The sequence below is a fragment of the Streptoverticillium reticulum genome, assembly GCF_047456005.1.
Lineage (GTDB): Bacteria > Actinomycetota > Actinomycetes > Streptomycetales > Streptomycetaceae > Streptomyces > Streptomyces reticulum.
Genome location: NZ_CP179755.1, coordinates 6,832,535 through 6,856,315 on the forward strand (window position 1 = coordinate 6,832,535; position 23,781 = coordinate 6,856,315).

Below are 23,781 nucleotides of genomic sequence, written 5' to 3' on the forward strand. Positions count from 1 at the left end.
GTGCAGAGCAACGACAACGACATCGCCATCATCGGCATGGCCTGTCGGTTCCCCGGAGCTGACGACTACCAGCAGTTCTGGGCCACTGTGGAGAGCGGTCGCTCGCACATCGGCGAAGTGCCCGGAAGCCGTTGGGACTGGCGGGCGTTCGCGGACACGGAAGGTCCGGGAACGAGTCGGTGGGGCGCCTTTCTGACAGATGTGGAGTCTTTTGACGCCGGGTTCTTCCGGGTGTCTCCGCTGGAGGCGGAGAGCATGGACCCGCAGCAGCGGATCATGCTGCACCTCGCCTGGTCCTGCCTCGAGGACGCCGCCGTGCGCCCCGGCGAGCTGGCCGGCAGCGATGTCGGGGTCTTCATAGGCGCCTTCAACCTGGACTACAAGGGATTACAGGAAGCAGAGGTACGAGAGCCCGCCGCGCATCACGCCACGGGGACGGCGGGAGCCGTCATCGCCAACCGCGTCTCCCACTTCTTCGACTTCACCGGTCCCAGCGTGACCGTCGACACGGCGTCCTCCGCATCGCTGGACGCCGTGCACCTGGCAGTGCAGTCCCTGCGGCAGAAGGAGTGCGGCGTCGCGATCGCGGGCGGCATCAGCCTGGTGCTGACGCCCGAGCGGACCGTCTCGTTCTCCAAGGTCGGGATGCTGTCCCCGACCGGCTCCTGCAAGACCTTCGACGAACGCGCGGACGGGTACGTGCGCGGCGAGGGCGGCGGCCTGGTGCTCCTCAAGCCGCTCGCGGACGCCTTGCGCGACGGCGACAGCATCCACGGTGTCATCAGGGGCAGCGCCGTCAGCCACGGCGGGAGGACCCGCAGCCTCACCTATCCCAGCGCCGACGCGCAGGCCAGGGTCATCTCGAAGGCCTTCGCCCAGGCGGGAGTCGCGCCGGAGACCGTCGGTTACGTCGAAGCGCACGGCACCGGTACGCCGACCGGCGACCCGATCGAGGTCCGTGGACTGGTGGAAGGTTTCGGCAGGGCCCGGGGCGACGGCACGGGCTCCGGACCGCACAATTACTGCGGACTCGGCTCGGTCAAACCGAACATCGGCCACCTCGAACCCGCCGCGGGGATCGCGGGCGTCATCAAGGTCCTGCTCTCGATGGAGCACGGGAAGCTGCCCGGCCTGCCGGACTTCACGAAGCTGAACCCCGCCATCACGCTGGACGGGACGCCCTTCTACGTCGTGGACTCCCCGCGGGAGTGGGACGCGCCGCGCTCGGAGGCGGGCGAGCCGCTCCCGCGCCGCGCCGGGGTCAGCTCGTTCGGCTTCGGCGGTACGAACGCGCACGTGATCCTGGAGGAGGCGCCGCCCGGCGAGCCGGTCGCGCCGCAGCCCCGTGCCGCCTACCTCGTCTGCCTGTCCGGCAGGACCGGGACGGCGCTGCGGCGCCGGGCCGGGGACCTGGCGGAGTGGCTCGGGCGTGCGGGCACCGGCGTCGACCTGATGGACCTCAGCGCCACGCTGCTGCTGGGACGGGAACACTTCGACGTCCGCGCATCGTTCGTCGTGCGGAGCACCGCCGATCTGCGGGACGCGCTGGAACACTTCACACGTGAGGGCCGCGCCGTCGGCTGCTTCCACAACCTCGGTGAGGACAGGGGCGCGCCCGGGGAGGCACCCCGGCCGGAACTCCCCGGCTTCCACCTCGGAGCGGACGTCCCCGACCCCGAGTACGCCCGGCACCTTTCCGCCCTGGCCGAGGCCTTCGCCGCGGGCGCCGACCTCCACGGGTGCGACCTCTTCTCCGCGGTCCGTACCGGGAAACTCCGGCTGCCGACGTACCCGTTCGACGCGCAGCGGTACTGGATCACGGCCGACACCGCGCCCGACTCGCCCGCCGAGCAGCTCCCCGCGGAGCGGAGCGACCGACCGGAGGTCGCGGACCTCGTCCGGGCCGACCTCCGCCGCATCGCCTCCGGCGTGCTCAAGCTGCCGGCGGACGGCATCCAACCGGCCGACAAACTCGCCGACTTGGGCTTCGACTCGGTCGGCAACACCCGGCTGGCCACCGAGCTGAGCGCGTACTACGGGATCGACCTCACGCCCGCGGACCTCTACACGCACTTCACGCTGGGCATGGTCCAGGACCACCTGGTCCGGGACCACGGCGAAGCCGTGGCGCGGACGTACGAGGGGACCGGGGCTCCGCCGCCCGTGCGGCGGAGCAGCGCCAGGTCGCCGCGGCCGGGGCCCGCTGCCGCACCGGCCGCCGTTCCCGGCGAGGACGACATCGCCGTCATCGGTCTGAGCGGGCGCTTTCCGCAGGCGCGGACGGCCGACGACCTCTGGGACATCCTCGCGGGCGGCAGGGACGTGGTCGGGCCCCTTCCGGCGGAACGGCGGCGGGACTGGGCCGGGGCACCCGGCGGCCACGCGCCCAGGGGCGGATGGCTGCCGGGCGCGGCCGAGTTCGACCCGCTGTTCTTCGAGATCGTCCCCAGCGAGGCCGAGGCCATGGACCCGCGGCAGCGGCTGCTGCTCCAGGAGTCGTGGCGGGCGCTGGAGGACGCGGGCTACGGTGCCGGGAAGCTGCGAGACAGCACGGTGGGCATGTTCGTCGGTGCCGAGCAGGGCGACTACCAGCGGCTCGCCGGCAGCGGTGAGACCCTCACCTCCGCCCACGACGGCATCCTGGCATCGCGCCTCGGGTACTTCCTGAACTTCTCCGGACCGGTCGTCGCGATCAACACGGCGTGCTCCGCCGGGCTGGTCGCCGTGCACCAGGCCTGTGTGAGCCTGCGCACCGGCGAGTGCGACACCGCGCTCGCCGCGGGCGTCAACATCCTCGCGACCTCACAGTTCTTCCAGCACGCCGGCCGCGCCGGGATGCTGTCCGACGACGGTGTCTGCCGCCCCTTCGACAAGCGCGCCAACGGCATGGTCGTGGGCGAGGCGGTCGCCGTCGTGGTGCTGAAGCGACTCTCCAGGGCCCTGGCGGACGGGGACAGGATCCACGCCGTCATCAAGGGCAGCGGCATCAACTACGACGGCCGTACGAACGGAATCACCGCGCCCAGCAGGTCGGCGCAGTCCTCGCTGCTGCGCTCCGTGCACGAGCGGTTCGGCATCGACCCGAGCGGGATCGAGCACGTGGTCGCGCACGGCACCGGTACCCGGCTCGGTGACCCCATCGAGGTCAACGCCCTCGCCGACGCCTTCGGCCCGTACACCGACAAGAAGCAGTACTGCGCCCTGACATCGGTCAAGGGCAACCTCGGGCACACCCTGGCCGCGTCCGGGGTGGTGAGCCTGATCGGTCTGGTGCAGTCGCTGCGGCACGAAACCCTGCCCGTGAGCCTGCACTGCGAGCAGGACAGCGACTACATCGACTGGGCGCGGAGCCCCTTCTACGTCAACAAGGAGACCCGTCCCTGGAAGAGCGGGCCCGGCAAGAAGCGGCTGGGGGCGGTCAGTTCCTTCGGGATCAGCGGGACGAACGCCCATGTCGTCGTCGAGGGGTACGACGCGCCGGAGGCCGCGGACACCGGTGACCCCGCACGGCCCCACCTCCTCGTGCTCTCGGCCAAGACCGGCGAAGCCCTGACGGCCAAGGCCGCCGAACTCCTGGCCTTCCTGGAGAACAGGGGCCAGGACCAGGCCGGTCTCGCCCGGATCAGCGCCACGCTCCTGGTCGGCAGACACCACTTCGCGCACCGCTGCGCACTGCTCGCGGCGACGCCCGAGGACGCCGCGCGACTGCTCCGCCAGGTACTCGAAGGACAGGAAGCGCCCGACACGTTCCAGGGCGTGCGCCCACGGGACTTCGCACCGCAGGCCGCGCTCGCCGAGTACGCCGGTCAGCTGGTCGCGCGCGCGGGCGGCCCGGCCGGCGACCGGCGCAAGCACCAGGACACCCTGCGCGCGCTGGCCGACCTGTACCGCCAGGGCTACGACCTGGAATGGGAGGGCCTGTTCGGCGACCGGGTGCCGCCGGTCACGTCCCTGCCCGCCTACCCCTTCGCCCGTGAGGAGTTCTGGATCGACGGGCGGTACGAGCCCGAGGCGCCGCAACCGCAGAGCGCGGGCCACGGGAGCGAGGACCTGCACTTCTACGTGCCGCGCTGGGTGGCGGCGGGCAACACGGCGGAACCGGGGGCCGGGACGGGCTCCGGCTCGACCCTGCTCGTCCTCGACGACGAACCGGCACGCGTCGCGCTCTTCCGCCGGCACCACGCGGGAACCGTGATCCAGGTGCGGTCCGGTGCATCGTTCGAAGAGCGCGCCGCTGACCACTACGTCGTCGACCGGCTCAGCCAGGCGGACTTCGACCGGCTGTTGACCGCGGTGGACCTGCCGGGGCGGACGCCGCTCGCCGTCGTCAACCTGTGGCCCCTGGCATCGGACGGTGTCGACCGCACGGTCGAACTGGAGAGTCTGCTCCACTTCTTCCGGGCCGCACACGGCACCGGGCTGGAACACGAACTCCAGCACCTGTCCGTCGTGCCGGGAGAGCGGGGACCGGCCGGAGCGGCGGCGCAGTCGCTCTCGGGGTTCGCGCGTGCCATGACCCCGGTGAACCACCTGATCCGGATGAATACCCTCCAGTTCGACGGGGTGCCGGACGCCGAGTCCGTGGTCGCCGGAGTGCTCGACGAACTCCGCGTCACGCAGGGGATGTTCACACGCGGGCAGGAGGTCCGGCGTGCCGGTGGCGTCCGTTCGACGAGGGTGCTGCGGCGGTGGAACGGCAGCGTGGACGCCGTGCCGTCCGGCCTGCCGCTGAAGGAGAACGGCGTCTACCTCATCAGCGGTGGAGCGGGCGAACTCGGCGGACACCTCGGCACGTACCTCGCCGAGCAGTGCCGGGCGAGGCTCGTACTGCTCGGCCGCAGGGCACTCGACGCGGACCTGCGGGAGCGGACCGCGGCGCTGGAGGCGGCGGGCGCCCAGGTCGCGTACCTGCGGTGCGACGTCGCCGACCGCGACGCGGTGCGCGCCGCGATCGACGCGGCCCGGGCGCGGTTCGGGCGACTGGACGGGGTCTTCCACAGCGCGGGCGTCATGGGCGGCAGCGACGTACTGACCGCGGCGAAGGCCGACTTCGACGGGGTCCTGGCGCCCAAGGTGCACGGAACCGTCCACCTGGACGAGTTGACGCGCGAGGAGTCGCTGGACTTCTTCGTCCTGTTCTCGTCGATCGCCGCTCACCTCGGCGACTTCGGGCAGGGCAGCTACGCGGCCGCCAACCGCTTCCTCGACGCCTACGCCCACCACCGTGAAGCGCTGCGGGCCGACGGCGAGCGCCGCGGCCGGACCATCACGGTCGACTGGCCCTACTGGGACGAGGGCGGAATGCTCGGGGACATCGCACAGGACGCCACGTCGAAGGCCCTCTACTTCGACCATTCCGGCCTGCGCGGCCTCGGGACGTCCGAGGGCATCCGGGCGCTGATGACGATCCTCGCCTCGGACGAGACGCAGGTCGTGGTGGCCAAGGGCGACCGGGAGAGGATCGAACGCGTCCTGCGCGTCGCCGAACGCGAGCCGGCACAGTGGGCCGCCGAGCACGAGCCGCTGCGCCCGGCCGCCGAGCCGGCCGCCCCCGACCTGTTCACCAGGACCGTCGACTACCTCAAGGACAAGATCTCCCAGGTCTTCAAGATCGAGCCGGAGCGCATCGACGCCGCCGCCGAACTCGGCGCGTACGGCATCGAGTCGATCCAGATCCTGGAGCTGCTGCGGCTGCTGGGCAAGGACTTCGACTCCGTCCCGGGCACGCTGTTCTTCGAGTACCGCACCATCCGCGACCTGGCCGGATACTTCGTGCGCGACCACGCGGAGCGGATGACGGCGCTGCTCGGCGCCGGTCGGCCCGCCGCCGCGACGACCGCCGCCGCGACGCTCCCCGCCGCGCCGGCGGCCACGACCGGGCAGGCCCGGGTGACCGCGCGCGGCGAGGCGTCGGGCGGGTCCGGGCGGTCCCGGGACGTGGCCGTCATCGGGATCAGCGGCCGTTACCCGCACGCCGCCGACCTCGACCGGTTCTGGGACGTGCTGCGCAACGGCGAGGACTGCATCGAGGAGATCCCGCCGCACCGGTGGGACAAGGACGCGTACTACGCCCCCGAGACCAGGCCCGGCAAGACCGTCAGCAAGTGGGGCGGTTTCATCGACGGGGCCGAGAACTTCGACACCATGTTCTTCGGCATCCCGCCCAAGCGGGCCGCCGCGACCGACCCGCAGACCCGGCTCGTCCTCCAGGCGGCCTGGGCCGCCATGGAGGACGCCGGATACACCCGGCAGGGCCTGAACCCCGACGGGGCCGGGAAGGTCGGCGTGTACCTGGGCATGACCTGGAACGAGTACCAGCTCTACAGCGGCCAGGACGTGTCCGACCGTGCGGAGGCCGCCAACCTCGTCTCGTACTTCTTCGACCTCCACGGGCCGAGCCTCACCGTCGACACGGCCTGCGCGTCCTCGCTGTACGCGGTCGCGATGGCGTGCGAGAGCATCAGGAGCGGCGAGACGTCGATGGCCTTCGCGGCGGGCGTGAACCTGTCGCTTCACCCGAACAAGTACGTGGCGCTCAGCCAGCTGAACTTCCTTGCCACCGACGGGCGTTGCCGTTCGTTTGGGGAGGGCGGCACCGGTTACGTCCCCGGGGAGGGCGTGGGCTGCGTTCTGCTCAAGTCCCTGGACCGGGCCGTCGAGGACGGCGACCACATCCACGCCGTGATCCGGGGCGTGGCGACGCGGCACGGCGGAAAGACCAACGGCACCACCGTGCCCAACCCGTCCGCGCAGGCCGACCTGATGGTCGCCGCGCTGCGGGACGCGGGGATCTCCGCGGACGACGTCAGCTACGTCGAGGCGCACGGGACCGGCACGTCGCTGGGCGACCCGATCGAGATCACCGCTCTGACCAAGGCGTTCCGCGAGGACACCGACAGGTCGGGGTTCTGCTCGATCGGCTCGGTCAAGTCGAACATCGGCCACTTGGAGGCCGCGGCGGGCATCGCGGGCATCACCAAGGTGGTCCTGCAGATGCGGCACAAGATGATCGCGCCTTCGCTCCACGCGCGGCAGCTGAACCCCTTCATCGACTTCTCCGGCTCGCCGGTCCGCGTCCAGCAGGAGCTGGAGCCGTGGAAGCGGCCCACGCGGACCGTCGCGGGGGTGACCACGGAGGTGCCCCGCATCGCCGGCGTCTCCTCGTTCGGTGCCCATGGCGCCATCGCCAACGTGCTGATCGAGGAGTACGCCCGGCCGGACGACCGGCCGGTGCCCGACCCGGCACCGGAACTGGTGGTGCTGTCGGCGAAGAACGCCGAGCGCCTGCGGGAGAAGGTGCGTGCGCTGGTGCGCTGGCTCCCGGAAGGGGGCCGGACCGCCCGGCTCGGGGACATCGCGTACACGCTGCAGGTCGGCAGGGAAGCCATGGAGGAGCGGCTCGCCCTGCTGGTGGAGAGCCGGGACGAACTGCACGAGAAGCTCCGGGCGTTCCTCGACGGAGTCCGGGACATCGACGGTGTGCGCCACGGCCGGACGCGGGTCACCCGCGAAGCGCTCGCGGACTTCGAGGCCGACGAGCACGAGCAGCGCACGGTGCGGAACCGGCTTGAGCGCGGTGCGCACGGGGAGTTGATGGACCTCTGGGCGGACGGCCTGAGCGTGGACTGGGAGCTCCTCGCCCGCACCACGACTCCGCGCCGCGTTCCCCTGCCCACGTACCCCTTCGCGCCCGAACGCCACTGGGTCACCGCCTCGCGTGCGGCGGGAGGTGCGGGGCAGGACGGCGCCCGGTTGCACCCGTTGGTGCACGCCAACACGTCCACCCTGGAGGCCCAGCGGTTCGACTCGGTGTTCTCCGGCGACGAGTTCTTCCTGCGGGACCACGTGGTCAAGGACGACCGCGTGCTGCCGGGTGTGGCGTACCTGGAGATGGCGCGGGCGGCGGTGACGGCGTCCGTCGAGAGCCGCACGGTCGGACTGACGCTGCGCAACGTGGTGTGGGCGCGCCCGGTCAAGGCCGGGGAGCGGCCCGTCGGTGTCCGCACGGAGCTGTACCCCGCCGGGGACGGCGAGGTCGCGTTCGAGATCTCCGGACTGCCGGAGACGGCCGGGGAAGAGGCGGTGCCCGTGGTGCACGGCCAGGGCGTGGTGTCGCTCGGCGAGCCGGCGTCCGCCGACCCGGTGGACCTGGCGGGGCTGCGGGCCGCGTGGGCGGGGACGCGGCTCGACGCGGAGCACTGCTACCAGGCCTACCGGCGGCTCGGCCTGGCGTACGGGCCCGCGCACCGCGGCGTCGAGAGCATCTGGGCCGGGGACGGCCAGGTGCTCGCCCGGCTGCGGCTGCCCGCGGAGGTGCGCGGCTCGCTCGACGCGTTCGTGCTGCATCCGAGCCTGCTGGACTCGGCGTTGCAGGCGGCGATCGGGCTGGGCCCGGAGGACGCGGCCCATGTCCCTTTCGCCCTGGACGAGTTGCAGGTCTTCGGGCCGTGCCACGAGGTGATGTGGGCCTGGGTGCGCCGCAGCGCCGACGACCGGCCCGGGAGCCGGGTGCGCAAGCTCGACATCGACCTGTGCGACGGGTCGGGCGTCGTGTCCTGCCGGTTCAACGGGTTTTCCGCCAGGCCTTACGGGACCGAGGGCGCCGAGGATGCCGAGGGCGCGACCACGCGGTCCCGGCCCGAGCAGCCCGGCCGCGCCGCTCCCGAGCCGTCGGGCACCGCTGCTGCCGCACCGGCCGGGGCGGCCGTGAGCGGGGACGGGCTCGACGACCGGACCTCCCGGTACCTCATCGGGCTGCTGGCGTCGGAGCTCGGCCTGTCCGCGGACCGGATCGACGCCGACGACGCGTTCGAGGTCTACGGCATCGACTCCGTCATGACGATGGCCCTGACCACCGAGCTGGAGCAGGTCTTCGGCTCGCTGCCCAAAACACTGTTCTTCGAGTACCAGAGCATCCGTGCCCTGACGCAGTACTTCCTGGAGGCGCACGAGGACGAGCTGGGGCACCTGCTCGGTGTGGACGCACCGGCGCCGGGGACCGGCTCCTTCGACACCCGCGCTGCGGCCGCCCGTTCGGTCGCGGCGCCCCGCCGGCGCTTCGGGCAGGTGGCCCGGCGCGTGGCGCGACCCCGCCCCGAGAACGCCGCGGGTTCCGTCGACGTCGCCGTCATCGGCCTGGCGGGGCGCTACCCGCAGGCGCGGTCGGTGCGGGAATTCTGGCGGAACCTGGTCGAGGGCAAGGACTGCGTCACCGAGGTGCCGCAGGACCGGTGGGACCACAGCCGGTTCTTCGACCCGGACGTCGACGCCGCCGGCAGGACGTACTCGAAGTGGGGCGGTTTCCTGGAGGGGGCGGACCACTTCGACCCGCTGTTCTTCAACATCTCCCCGCGCGAGGCGGAGTACATGGACCCGCAGGAACGGCTGTTCCTGGAGTGCGTGCAGGAGACGTTCGAGGACGCGGGGTACACCCGTGCGGCGCTGGGCCGCGATCGCGACGAGGGCGGCCCCGGCGGGAACGTCGGCGTGTTCGTGGGGGTGATGTACGAGGAGTACCAGCTGTACGCCGCCCAGGAGCAGGCCAGGGGCCGCAACCTCACGCTGGCGGGCAGCGCGTCGTCGATCGCGAACCGCGTGTCGTACTTCTTCGATCTGCACGGGCCGAGCATGGCCGTCGACACGATGTGCTCCTCGTCGCTCACGGCGATCCAGCTGGCGTGCCAGAGCCTGCTGACGCGCGGCTGCGAGCTGGCCGTCGCGGGCGGTGTGAACCTCTCCCTGCACCCCAACAAGTACCTGATGCTCGCGGGCGGCAAGTACCTGTCGAGCAAGGGGCAGTGCGAGAGCTTCGGCCGGGGCGGCGACGGTTACGTTCCGGGCGAGGGCGTCGGCGCCGTCCTGCTGAAGCCGCTGGCGAAGGCGGAGGAGGACGGCGACACGATCTACGGCGTCATACGGGGCGTGGCCGTCAACCACGGCGGCAAGACGAACGGCTACTCGGTTCCCAACCCCCGTGCACAGTACGACGTCATAGGCCGGGCACTGCGGGAAGCGGGCGTGGACGCGCGGTCGGTGAGCTACGTCGAGGCGCACGGCACCGGCACGTCGCTCGGCGACCCGATCGAGATCGCCGGCCTGACGAGGGCGTTCCGCGAGTACTCGGACGACAACCGGTTCTGCGCGATCGGTTCGGTGAAGAGCAACATCGGACATGCGGAGAGCGCCGCCGGCATCTCGGGTCTGACCAAGGTGCTGCTCCAGATGAAGCACGGGCAGCTGGTGCCCTCGCTCCACTCGGACGTGCTGAATCCGCACATCGACTTCGAGAACAGCCCCTTCTTCGTGCAGCGCGGGCTGACGGAGTGGCAGCGCCCGCTGTCGGCCGACGGCACGGAGCTGCCGCGCGTCGCCGGGGTCTCCTCCTTCGGAGCGGGCGGCTCCAACGCCCACCTGATAGTGGAGGAGTACGTGCCCGACCCGGCGCGACAGCACCCCCAGGAAGGCCCGGCGGTCGTCGTGCTCTCCGCGAGGACGCCGGAGGCCCTGCGGGAGCGGGCCGGGCAACTCGTGGAGTGGCTCGCGGACGAGGACGGTGCCGGGGCCTCGCTCGCGGACGTCGCGCACACCCTGCAGACGGGCCGGGAGGCGTTCGAGGAGCGCCTCGGTCTCGTGGCGGACACGACCGCCGACGTCGTCGCCAAGCTGACGCGCTTCCTCGGCGACGGCGGTGTTCCCGGGGTTCCCGGCCTGCACCGGGGGACGGTCAAGCGGCGCCGGGACGACGCGCTGCAACTCTTCGCCGCGGACGACGACATGGCCCGCACGCTGGGCGCCTGGGCCGAGAAGGGCAAGTTCGACAAGCTGCTCAAGCTGTGGGTGACGGGCGTGCCGGTCGACTGGGGCAAGCTCCCCCGGCGGGGCGTGCCACGCCGCATCCCGATGCCGGCCTACCCCTTCCAGCGCGAGCGCTACTGGCCCGTCACGAGCACGGAGACCGAGCAGCGGTCGCGGGCGGCGGGACAGCTCCACCCGCTGGTGCACACGAACACGTCCAGCCTGAGCGGGCAGCGGTTCACCTCCGTGTTCACCGGGGACGAGTTCTTCCTGGCCGACCACCGGGTGCACGGTGAGCGAGTGCTCTCCGCCGCGGCCTGCCTGGAGCTGGTACGGGCCGCTGTCGAGGCCTCGCTGGACGAGCCGCACGGCGCGCTGACCATCGCCGACGCCGTGTGGGCACGGCCGGTGACGGTGGGCCGGGGGCACCAGGCCGTCGAGGTGCGGCTGCTGCCCAGGGGGCAGGACGAGATCGGCTACGAGATCGTCGGCCTGCACTCCGACGCGGACCCGGTGGTCCACGCCGAGGGCGTGGTGCGGGTGCCGCGGGAACCCGCCGCGGCCCCCACGGACGTCGAGGTGGACATCGCGCGTCTGCGCGCGGAGTGCGAGAGCGCCGAGGTGGACGCCGGCCAGGTCTACGACTGGTTCCGGGCGCAGGGCATCGCGTACGGCCCCGGGCACCGCGGCGTCGAGCGCCTGTGGATCGGTGACGGTCAGGTCGTGGCCCGGCTGACGCTGCCGGACGCCGTCGGCACGACCCTGCGCGCCTACGGGCTGCACCCCGCCCTGCTGGACTCCGCGCTCCAGGCCTGCGTCGGCATGGTGCCGGGGGAGGGGGCGCGGCGCCAGCTGCTCCTGCCGTTCGCCGTGGACGAGGTGCAGGTGCTCGGCGCGTGCACCCCGTCGATGTGGGCGTGGGTGCGCGGTGGTGCCGGCACGCCGGCGTCCGCCGGTGCCATGGTCCGCCGTCTCGACATCGACGTCTGCGACGACGCGGGGAAGGTGTGCGTACGGCTCAGGGGCGTCTCGCTGCGGGCGCTCCCGGCGGAGCAGCCCGCGGGCGAGCTGCTCGCCTCGCCGCGCTGGGTCGCCCACGACCGGACGCGGGACGCGGGGGAAGCGGACGGCACGCCTGCCGCGCTGGCCCTGCTCATCGGTCTTCCCGAGGTCGCGCAGGCGCTGCGGGCACGGGGAACCGGACAGGTCGTGCTCCTGGACTCCGCTGCGACGAGCGTCGACGGGCGTTACTCCGACTACGCCCGGCAGGTCTTCGCGAAGGTCAAGGAACTGCTCGGCGAACGGACGCAGCGCGCCGTCCGCGTCCAGCTGGTCGTCCCGGCCGACGCCGACGCGTGGCTGTGGGCGGGTCTGGCGGGCATCCTCAAGACGGCCCGGCTGGAGAACCCCCGTGTTTCGGGGCAGTTGGTCCTGATCGACCCGGAGGACGGGGCGGAGCGTGCCGCGTCCCGGGTGGACGCCGACCGGGCCGCGCCGCAGGACGCGGCGGTCCGGTACCGGTCGGGCGTGCGCGAGGTGCTGCGGTGGCGCGAGTTCGAGGACGCACCCGAGCCCGCGCTGCCGTGGAAGGACGGCGGCGTCTACCTGATCACCGGTGGTGCCGGCGGGCTGGGCGCCCTGTTCGCGCGGGACATCGCCACGAAGGCGGACCGGCCCCGGCTCGTGCTGACCGGGCGTGCCGCGCCGGACGAGGGCAGGCGGGAGCTCTTGGAGCAGCTGCGGCTGCTGGGCGCCGAAGCGGACTATCGGCAGGCGGACGTCAGTGTCGAGGAGGACGTCGTCGCGCTCGTGGACTGGACGCGCCGGACGCACGGGAGGGTGGACGGGATCCTGCACTCTGCCGGGGTGCTCAGGGACGGCTTCATCCTGAAGAAGTCGGCCGAGGACTTCTCCGCCGTTCTCGCCCCGAAGGTCTCCGGCCTGGTGCACCTGGACGCCGCGACCCGGGACGCGGACCTGGACTTCCTCGTCCTCTTCTCGTCCTTCACCGGGGCGTTCGGCAACGTGGGACAGGCCGACTACGCGGCGGCGAACGCGTTCATGGACGCCTACGCGGCGTACCGGAACGGGCTCGTGGCACAGGGCGCGCGCCGGGGCCGGACGGTGTCGGTCAACTGGCCGCTGTGGGCCGACGGCGGGATGCACGTCGACGCGGGCGTCGAACAGTGGCTGCGGACGCAGTTCGGCCTGGTCCCGCTGCGCGAGGACACCGGGGTCCGGGCCCTGTACCGGGCGTTGGCCGCACCGGACGACCAGGTCCTCGTCCTGGAGGGCGAGCGGGCCCGGATGAGGCACACCCTGCTGGCCGCGCCCGAGCCCGATGCCACGACCGCACCGCGGCGCACGGAGGACCGTCGCCCGTCGTCGCCGCCCTCGCCGTCGATGCCGGAGCGGGCGGAAGGCCTGGCCGGCCGGGCCGAGGCGTACTTCAAGCAGCGGCTGTCGTCGGTGATCAACCTGCCTCCGGCCAAGATCGACGCGGAGGCGACGCTCGACGACTACGGCGTCGACTCCGTGATGACCATGGACATGACGCGGGCCCTGGAGGAGGTCTTCGGGCCGTTGTCGAAGACCCTGTTCTTCGAGCACCGCACCATCGAGGCGCTCGCCGGACACTTCCTCGAAGTCCACCCCGACCGTATGCGCGAACTCCTGTCCACAGGGGAGAGCGGTCCCGGTGCCGGGGGAACGGTCCGCGCCGCCGCGTCGACGAGCGCCGCCGGGCGGCAGCGCACGTGGCGGGTCTCCGCGCCTGTGTCCACCGCGCCCTCCGCCCCGGCCGTCGCTCCGGAGGCGGTCACCGCGGGGCCGATGGACATCGCGATCGTCGGCCTGGCAGGCCGCTACCCGCAGGCGGGCGACGTAGCGGAGTTCTGGGAGAACCTCGCGGCGGGCAGGGACAGCGTCACCGAGATCCCCGAATCGCGCTGGAACCACGAGCAGTTCTTCGACCCGCGCAAGGACGCCGTCGGGACGTCGTACAGCAGGTGGGGCGGCTTCCTCGACGGCGTGTACGACTTCGACCCGCTGTTCTTCAACATCTCTCCGCGCGAGGCGGAGATCATGGATCCGCAGGAGCGGCTGTTCCTCCAGTGCGTCCACGAGACGTTGGAGGACGCCGGGTACACGCGGGGCGGCCCGAAGAGCCGGACCGGCAACGTGCTGGACGGTCGGGTCGGTGTGTTCGTCGGCGTGATGTACGAGGAGTACCAGCTCTACGGAGCCCAGAGCCAGCTGCTGGGCAAGTCGTCGGCGGTGGCGGGCAGTTCGGCTTCCATCGCCAACCGGGTGTCGCACGTCTGCGGCTTCCACGGTCCGAGCATGAGCATCGACACGATGTGCTCGTCCTCGCTGACGGCCGTTCACCTCGCTTGCCAGAGCCTCAGGACCGGTGAGTCCGACGCAGCGGTCGCGGGCGGTGTCAATCTCTCGCTGCACCCGAACAAGTACCTGCTGCTGAGCCAGGGCAAGTTCGCCTCCACCGACGGCCGGTGCCGGAGCTTCGGGGCCGGCGGCGACGGCTATGTGCCCGGCGAGGGCGTGGGCGCGGTCCTGCTGAAGCCGCTGGCGAGGGCGATCGCCGACGGGGACAGGATCCACGGCGTCATCAAGGGCACCGCGGTCAACCACGGCGGTGGCGCCGGGGGGTACACCGTGCCCAACCCCAAGGCGCAGTCGGAGGCGATCGGCCGCGCCCTGGAGTCCGCCGGGATCAGCGCGCGTGCGGTGAGCTACGTCGAGGCGCACGGCACCGGGACCGCGCTGGGCGATCCGATCGAGATCACGGGGCTGTCGAACGCCTTCCGGGACCACACGGGTGACAAGCAGTTCTGCGCCATCGGTTCGGTGAAGAGCAACATCGGCCACGCCGAGAGCGCCTCGGGCATCGCGGGCATCACCAAGGTGCTGCTCCAGATGCGGCACGGCAAGCTGGCGCCGTCCCTGCATGCGGAGACGCTGAACCCGCACATCGACTTCGCGGACACCCCGTTCGTCGTCCAGCGCGAACTGGCCGACTGGGACCGGCCCGTCCTGCCCGGCAACGGCACGGGTGCGCAGGCGCCGCGCATCGCCGGGATCTCGTCCTTCGGCGCGGGCGGATCGAACGCCCATGTCGTCATCGCGGAGCACGTGCAGGACGGCCCCGAGGACGGGTACCGGCTCGACCCCGCGCTCGGCGCGGTGGTGCCGTTGTCGGCGCGGACCGAGGACGGGCTGCGGGCGCGGGCCGAGGGCCTGCTGGAGTGGCTGGAACGGCCGGAGAACGCGGCCGTGGAGCTGGCGGACGTGGCCTACACGCTGCAGGTCGGGCGGGAAGCGATGGAGGAACGGCTGGGCGTTCCCGCCGCGTCCGTGCCGGACCTGGTGGCGGCGCTGCGCGCCTTCCTGGCCCCGGACGGCTCGGCCGGCGGCGCCGCCGGGGCCGTGGTGCGCGGCTCGACCAGGGGCGAAAGCGGCGTGCGGACGCTGTTCTCCGCCGACGCCGATCTGAGCACGATGATCTCGTCCTGGGCCGGCAAGGGGAAGTACGACAAGCTCCTGGAACTGTGGGCGAACGGTGTGCCCGTCGACTGGACCGTCCTCTACGACGGCCGCAGGCCGCGCCGCATCGGGCTGCCGGCCTACCCCTTCGCCCGCGAGCGCTGCTTCCCCTTCGACGACCAGCAGCTCACCGCGGGAGGGCGGGCCGACCGGGGCGGGCCCCGGGCCGGTGCGCCCGCGGAGCGCGCGCGGCCCCTCGTCTTCACCGAGGCCTGGGAGCCGGAACCCCTGACGGAAGGCCCGGCGCGGCGCCTCGGCAGCATCATCTGCCTGTGCAGCGGTGCCGAGCGCCAGGCCGAGGTCGCGCGGGCGGTCCGCGCGCTCGACCCCGACGCCCGCGTCGCCTTCGTCGGGCAGGGCACCGCCTTCCGCCGGATCTCCCCGGACGCGTACGAGGTCCGCAGGGCGGAGGCCGGTGACTACGCGGACGCGTTCGGCGCCATCGCCGCGAGCCACGGCGCCGTCGACGCCGTCTGGAACCTCTGGAAGCTGGAACCGGGTTCGCGCCCCGACGACGTCGGCGAGGTCCTCCTCGCCCTCCAGGCGCTGGCCCGGGCCGGCGTCCCCGTGCGGCGGTTCGTGCACGCGGGCCAGTACCGCGACGGCGTCGAGCGCGCCCACCTCGAAGCGGCCGTCGGTTTCGAGCGCTCGCTGGGGCTCGTCCTGCCGCGGACCGCGTTCACGGTCGTGCTGCAGGACGCCGCCGACCCGCGGCGGCCCGGCACGGCCGCGGGCTGGGCCGAGCGGCTGGCCGCCGAAGTGTGCCAGGAGACCGCGTCCAGCGCCCTGTACCGGGACGGCGGGCGCTACGTCAGCCGCGTGCGGCAGACGGAGGTGACCGAGGCTCCCAGCGCCTTCAAGCGCGGCGGGACCTACCTCATCACCGGCGGTCTCGGCGGCCTCGGGCTGCTCGTGGCCGAGCACCTCATCCGCACCCACGGGGCCAACACCGTGCTGACCGGCCGCTCCGCACCGGACGCACGGCGCCAGGAGAGGCTGCGCGAACTCGGCGCGGACAAGGCCCTGTACGTCTGTGCGGACGTCTGCGACGCGGGCGACATGAAGCGCGCCCTGGCACAGGCTCGTGAGCGGTTCGGAGCCGTCCACGGCGTCATCCACGCCGCGGGAGCCGAGGGACAGGGGAGCGTTCTGGACAAGAGCGTGACCGCGTTCGAGCGGACGGCGGCCGCCAAGGTCGCGGGCACGCTCGCGCTCGACGAGGCGCTGGCCGGCGAAGTCCTCGACTTCGTCTGCTACTTCTCCTCGACCTCCGCGGTGATCGGTGACTTCGGCACCTGCGACTACGCGTTCGGCAACCGCTTCCAGACGGCCTACGCCGCCCACCGCGGCGAACAGGGCGTCGCAGGGGAGGTCTCCGGCAGGACCGCGGTGATCAACTGGCCGCTGTGGCGCGACGGAGGCATGGGCCTCGACGAGGACGCGACCGATCTGTACCTGCGCTCCAGCGGTCAGGACTTCCTGGAGACGGAGGACGGACTGCGGCTGTTCGAGACCTTGTTGGCGCAGGACGCCGTCCAGCACATGGTCGTGGTCGGGGAGCCGAGCCGGGTGCACCGCTTCCTCGGCCTGCTGCCGCCACCGTCGGCGGCCGCCGACGCGGAGCCCGCCGCCACGCCGCGTCCCGGGCCGTCGGGGACGGGCGTCGACGAGGGCCTGGAGAAGGACCTCCGGGACGTCATCAGCCGCGTCGTCAAGGTCCCGTCCGACAGGATCCACCAGGACGACAACCTCTCCGAGTACGGCTTCGACTCGGTGAGCCTCGTCGAACTGGCCACCGGCATCGGCAGACACATCGGCGTCGAGATCACACCGTCGGTCTTCTTCAGCCACCCCACGCTCGGGAAGCTGCGGGACCACCTCGCCGGCAAGCACAAGGACGTCCTCGAGGCGCTGTACGGGGCGGCGCCCGCGCCGACGGCGGTCGAACCCGCCGACGCGCCCGACGTGTCCGTCCGGGAGGAGACGACGCCGGCCGCGCAGGTGGACTCCGCGCCCCGGGCGCGGTCCGCGGGCAGCGGCGAAGCCGTGGCCGTCATCGGCATGAGCGGGCGCTTCCCCGGCGCGCGTGACGTCGACGAGCTGTGGTCCGTCCTCTCGGAAGGCCGCGACGTCGTCGGCCCGGTCGGTGCCGAACGGCTCGCGCTGTGGGGCGAGGCGGCGGACAGCCCGCTCGGTGCCTTCCGCTGCGGACAGCTCGCGGGGCCGGAGGAGTTCGACCCGCTGTTCTTCGAGATCTCCCCCAAGGAGGCCCGCAGCCTGGACCCGCGTCAGCGGCTGCTCCTGCAGGAGTCGTGGCGGGCGCTGGAGGACGCGGCCTGGAAGCCCGGCTCGCCGGGCAGGGTCGGCATGTTCGTGGGTGTCGAGCACGGTGACTACGAGGGCCTGGCCGGGAGCACGGGCAGCATCACCGCCAACCACGACGGTGTGCTCGCCGCGCGGCTCGCCCACTTCCTCGATTTCAACGGCCCTGTCATGGCGGTCAACACCGCCTGCTCGTCCGGGCTCGTGGCCGCCCACCAGGCCTGCCTGAGCATCCGGGACGGCGAGTGCGACACGGCCCTCGCGGCGGGCGTCAGCCTGATCACCACACCCCGGCAGCTCACCGACATGCGGCAGGCGGGAATGCTGTCGGAGGACGGCGTCTGCTACGCCTTCGACGAGCGGGCCAACGGCATGGTGGCCGGCGAAGCCGTCGCCGTCGTCGTGCTGAAACGCCTGTCGGCGGCCATCGCCGACGGGGACCGGATCCACGGCGTCATCCGCGCCAGTGGGATCAACCACGACGGCAGGTCCAACGGCATCACCGCCCCCAACGGCGCCGCCCAGGCCGACCTCCTGCGGTCGACCTACGAGAAGTACGACGTCGACCCGGCGGAGATCGACTACCTGGTCGCCCACGGCACGGGAACCCGGCTCGGCGACCCGGTGGAGGTCAACGCGCTCAACGACGTCTTCACCGGCCTCACCGGCAGGCGCCGGTACTGCGCGCTGACCTCGACCAAGCCCAACGTCGGCCACACGCTCGCGGCGTCCGGGCTGGTCAGCCTGATCGGGATCCTCCAGGCCATGCACCACGAGACCATCCCGGCCAGCCTGCACTGTGAGCGGGAGAGCACGTACATCGACTGGCAGGACAGCCCGTTCTTCGTGAACCGGGCGAACAGACAGTGGCCGCGCACGGTGGGACGCGAGCGTGTCGCGGCCCTGAGCGCCTTCGGAATGAGCGGAACCAACGCACACATGGTGGTGGAAAGCTTCGTGACGCCCGAATCCGAGCACGACACGACGGTGCCCGCCCACCTGTTCGCCCTGTCGGCGAAGGACCCGGAGGCGCTGCGGCAGCGGGTCGCCGACCTGGCCGACTTCCTCGACGGCGGTGCCGGTGGGCACGACCCGCGCCGGGTCAGCGCGACGCTGCTCGACGGCCGGGCCCACTTCCGGCACCGGTGCGCGGTGGTGGCCCGCGACACAGGTGAGGCCGTGCGCCTGCTCCGCGACTGGCTGGGCGGCGCGACGGTGCCGGGCGCCGTCGACGGCAGCGTGCCCAAGGGCTTCGTCCCGCGGGCCGACGTGCTGGAGTCCGGTGGCGACCTGGTGCGCGAGGCGAACCTGCTGCGCCACGACCGGCAGGCGTTCGCGGAGGCGCTGCGCGCCGTCGCGAAGCTCTACTGCCAGGGATACGACCTGGACTGGCGGGAGCTGTTCGGCGGCAGGCGTCCGGCCCCCGTGTCGCTGCCCGGGTACCCGTTCACCAAGAGGCACTGCTGGCCCGCCGACGTCGCGTGCCCGCCGGAGGCGGCACGCGCCGAAGCGGCCGGGGGAAGGGCCGTCGGGGGCGGGACCGTCGACGACGCCCGGCTGCGGCGGGTGATCGCGGACTCCGGGAGCGGCCGGGGGTTCGACGACGACCTCCTGTGCGGACTGTTGGTCGCGCAGTTGCAGGAGCTCGGCATGGCAGCGGAGGGCAGCGCCTCCGTCGCCACGCTCCGGGACGGCCTGAAGCCGGGCCGGGTCCACGGCCGTTGGCTCGACGAGAGCCTCCGCTTCCTGGCCGAGCACGGTTACCTGGAGCTGGACGCGGAGCGCTATACGCCGACCCCGAAGGCGTCCGAGGGAGGTGCCGGCGCGTGGCGGCGCTGGGCGGCCGTCTGCCGGGACAGCGGAGGCACGAACCCCTACGTCAACCTCATGGACCAGGCGATCCGCGGGTGCCCCGACGTCCTTTCCGGACGCCGCAGAGGAACCGACGTGATCTTCCCCGATGCCTCGACGGCGCTGGTCGAGGGCGTCTACCGGCGCTGTGACAGCGCCGAGGCCCTCAACGAGGTCGTCGCGGAGCAGGTGGCGGACCGCGTCGAGGCCCTGCTGGCCGCCGACCGCGGCCGCCGGGTGCGGGTGCTGGAGATCGGTGCGGGCACGGGTGGCACCACCGAGAAGGTGCTGCGGGCGCTGAGCCGTCACCGGGACGGCGTCGCGGAGTACTGCTACACCGATGTCTCCGCCCACTTCCTGCGCGCGGGGAAGAAGGAGTTCGGAGCCGGGCACCCGTACCTGCGCTACGAGCTCTTCGACGTGGAGCGGAGCCCGGCGGGGCAGGGCCTGGCCGAGGGGACGTACGACATCGTCCTCGCGACCAACGTCCTGCATGCGACCGGCGACGTCCGGGCGGCGGTGCGCCACGCACGGGCACTGCTGGGGCACGACGGCACGCTCGTGCTGAACGAGCTGGCCGGCCGCACCCTGTTCTCGCACCTGACCTTCGGGCTGCTCGACGGGTGGTGGCTCTTCCGGGACCCGGAGCTGCGGATCGACGGGTGCCCCGCGCTGGAGCCCGACCGCTGGCGGTCGGTGCTGCACGACGAGGGCTTCGCGGCCGTCTCCTTCCCCGCCGCCGCGGTCCATGACGCCGGGCACCAGGTCGTCGTCGCCCGCACCGGCGCCGGCGCACCCGCGCCGGACACGGACCACCGGGACCGGGACGCACATGGCCGGGACGCGAACGACCGGGACGCGAACGACCGGGACGCGACCGACTGGGATGTCCGCGAACTCGACGCGCACGTGCGGCGCGAGATCGTGGCGCAGCTTCGGAAGGCCCTGGAACTGGAGGAGCACGAGGTCCACGTCGAGGACTCGTTCGCGGACTACGGCGTGGACTCCATCGTCGGCGTCCAGCTGGTCCGGGACCTCAACGAGATCCTCGGCGGGGTGCTGGAGCCCACCGACCTGTTCGACCACAGCTCGGTCCTGCGGCTGGCGGCCCACGTCACCGAGAACTTCCCGGCGCAGGCCGGCGCCCGCCTGATGCGACCCGGGCAGGGCCGGGGGGCCGCGCTCCCCACGGCGGACGCGGCACCCGCGGCGGGCACGGCGGGCACCGACGCGGTGCGGGCCGGGAACGCCGATCCGCAGCTGGAGCCGATCGCGATCGTCGGCATGAGCGGGCGGTTCGGCCGGGCGGAGAACGTCGACCGGCTGTGGGAGCACCTCGCCAACGGGGACAGCCTGGTCGGCGAGATCACCCGCTGGGACATGTCCCGGTTCGTCGAGCCCGGTGCGGACGTCCCCCGTCACGCGTCGCTGATGAACGACATCGACCGGTTCGACCCGGCGTTCTTCCAGATCTCCGGTGTCGAGGCGACCTACATGGACCCCCAGCAGCGCATCGCCCTGGAGGAGTCCTGGCGGGCGCTGGAGGACGCGGGCTACGCCGGAGCGGGGGCCCGGAGCACCAACTGCGGTGTCTACATCGGGACTCAGCCCGTCGACTACCTGCCGTCGCCCGGAGCGGACACCCCGGCCCAGGCCATGTGGGGCAACGCCGAGTCGATCATGCCTGCCCGCATCTCGTACCACCTCGACCTGCAGGGGCCCGCCATCGCCGTCGACACGGCGTGCTCGGGCTCGCTGGTCGCCGTGCACCTGGCGTGCCAGGCACTGCGCGCGGGCGAGATCGAGATGGCCCTGGCGGGCGGCGTCTCCGTCCAGTGCGCGCCCCACTACTACCTGCAGGCCCACCGGGCGGGGATGCTCTCCGCGACCGGGCGGTGCCACACCTTCGACGAGCGGGCGGACGGCTTCGTACCCGGTGACGGCGTCGGCTTCGTCGTGCTCAAGCGCCTGGGCGACGCGCTCGCCGACGGCGACCACATCCACGGCCTCGTCCGCGGCTCCGGCCTCAACCAGGACGGCACGTCCAACGGCATCACCGCGCCGAGCGCGAAGTCCCAGGAGCAGCTGGAGCGGGCCGTCTACGACAAGTACGGCGTCGACCCCGCCGACATCGGGCTCGTCGAGGCGCACGGCACCGGGACCCGGCTCGGCGACCCCATCGAGTTCCAGGCACTGACCCGGGCGTTCCGCGGCTACACCGACAAGCGGCAGTACTGCGCCATCGGCTCGGTCAAGACCAACCTCGGCCACACGTCGCCGGCGGCGGGCGTGTCCGGGCTCGTCAAGATCCTGCTGGCGCTGCGGCACCGCGAGATCCCGCGCTCCCTCAACTTCGAGCAGGGCAACGCGCACATCGACTTCGCGGCGAGCCCGTTCTACGTCAACACGGTCCACCGGGACTGGACCGCCGAGGAGGGCCGTCCGCGGCTCGCGGCGCTGAACTCCTTCGGGTTCAGCGGGACCAACGCCCACATGGTGGTCGAGGAAGCGCCCGCGCGGCCGCGCGGCGGCACGCGCCCGGCCGTTCACCTCGTCGCACTCTCCGCCCTCTCCCACGGACAACTGCGCACGCAAGCCCGGCAGTTGGCGGAACACCTGGGTGCCCACCCCGGCACCGACCTGGGCGACGTCAGCCTGACGCTGCTGCTCGGACGCAGGCACTGCGCGGTCCGGCTGGCCTGTGTCGCGCGGACCGCCGACGAGCTGGAGGACCGGCTGCGGGAGTGGCTGTCGACCGGACGCGAGGAGCACGTGCGCGTCGCCGACCTGTCCGAGAGCCGCCGGGGCGGCGACGCCGAGCAGGAGCGGCGCGGCAACTCCCGCATCCGGCAGTGCGCCGACGGCGCCTCGGAGAGCGAGCGCGTCGAGCACCTCGCGGTCGTCCGCGACCTCTACCTCCAGGGCTGTGAACTGGAGTACGCGGAGCTGTTCGCCGACGGCGAGCACCGGCGGACCCCGCTGCCGACGTACCCCTTCCAGCGCGAGCGGTACTGGCTGCCCGAGGCGGTCGAGGCCCCCGGCAGGCCCCCCGCCGCCCGCGAGGAGCCCCTACCCGCGGAGCGCCCGGCGCTCCCGGCGGACGGGAACCACCTGACGCTGGCCCCCGTGTGGGTCCGGGACCAGGCACCCGCGCGGGAGCCCTCCCCGCAGGCCGGCGTGGTCGTGTTCGGCGCGGACGCCACCGAACGCGCCCGGCTCGCGGCCGAGTTCGGCGCGCCGGCCTTCCTCGACGTCGACCCCGCGCTCGGCGTGGACGAGCTGACCGCGCGGCTGCGGGGCGTCGGGGACGTCCGGCACCTCGTCTGGATCTCGCGGACGGGGGAGGACGCGGACGCCACCGCGCTGCTGCGACGGGCCGATGCCGGGGTGATCGCGTTCTTCCGCCTCGTCAAGGCGCTGCTCGCGCTGGGGCACGCGGGTTCGGACCTGACCTGGACCGTCGTCACCCGGCAGACGCAGCCCGTGCTGCGCGGCGAGCGGGTCCACCCCGCCGACGCGGGCGTGCTGGGCCTGATCGGCGTGACGGCCAAGGAGCTCCCCACCTGGCGGGTGAACGCGTTCGACCTCGGCGCGGGCGACCCCCTTCCCGTGTCCACCCTGTTCAGCGCCGATGCACAGCCGGTCCGGGCGCTGCGGGGCGGGCAGTGGTTCCGCCGGCGGCTGGCGCCCGCCGCGCTCGCCGCGCCGTCCGGCAGCCCGTACACCAGGGGAGGCGTCTACGTCGTCCTGGGCGGGGCCGGCGGCCTCGGCGAGATCTGGAGCGAGGACGTGATCCGGCGCTTCGGAGCCCAGGTCGTGTGGATCGGCAGGCGGGAGCAGGACGACGCCATCCAGCGCAAGATCGACAGGCTGGCCGCGCTCGGCCCCGCGCCCTGGTACGTCCGCGCCGACGCCGCCGACCGCGAGTCGCTCGCCGCCGCCCACGCGCGGATCAAGGAGCGTTTCGGCACGGTCAACGGCGTGGTCCACTCCGTGTTCGGCCTGGTGGACCAGAGCCTGCCCAACACCGAGGAACAGCGGTTCCGGCTCGGCCTGAGCGCCAAGCTCGACGCGAGTGCGTGGACGGCCGAGGTCTTCGACGCCGACGATCTGGACTTCATGCTGTTCTTCTCGTCGGTCTCCTCGCTCAACCCGGCCATGGGCTACTGCAGTTACGTCGCGGGCAGCGCCGTCGAGGACGCCCTCTCCCACCGCCTGGCCGCCGAGCGGTCCTACCCCGTGCGGGTGGTC

The 23,781-nt window shown here is 72.7% G+C and carries 1 protein-coding gene (running past one end of the window); it reads left to right on the forward strand.

What is annotated here, in order from left to right:
• A protein-coding gene (locus tag ACMATS_RS31510) for an SDR family NAD(P)-dependent oxidoreductase (protein WP_414169802.1) crosses the window boundary here: on the forward strand, positions 1-23,781 show its 5' portion. 3,900 nt of this gene lie beyond the right edge of the window; 23,781 of the gene's 27,681 nt are visible here — the first part of the coding sequence; its start codon is at positions 1-3; its stop codon lies off the right edge, out of view.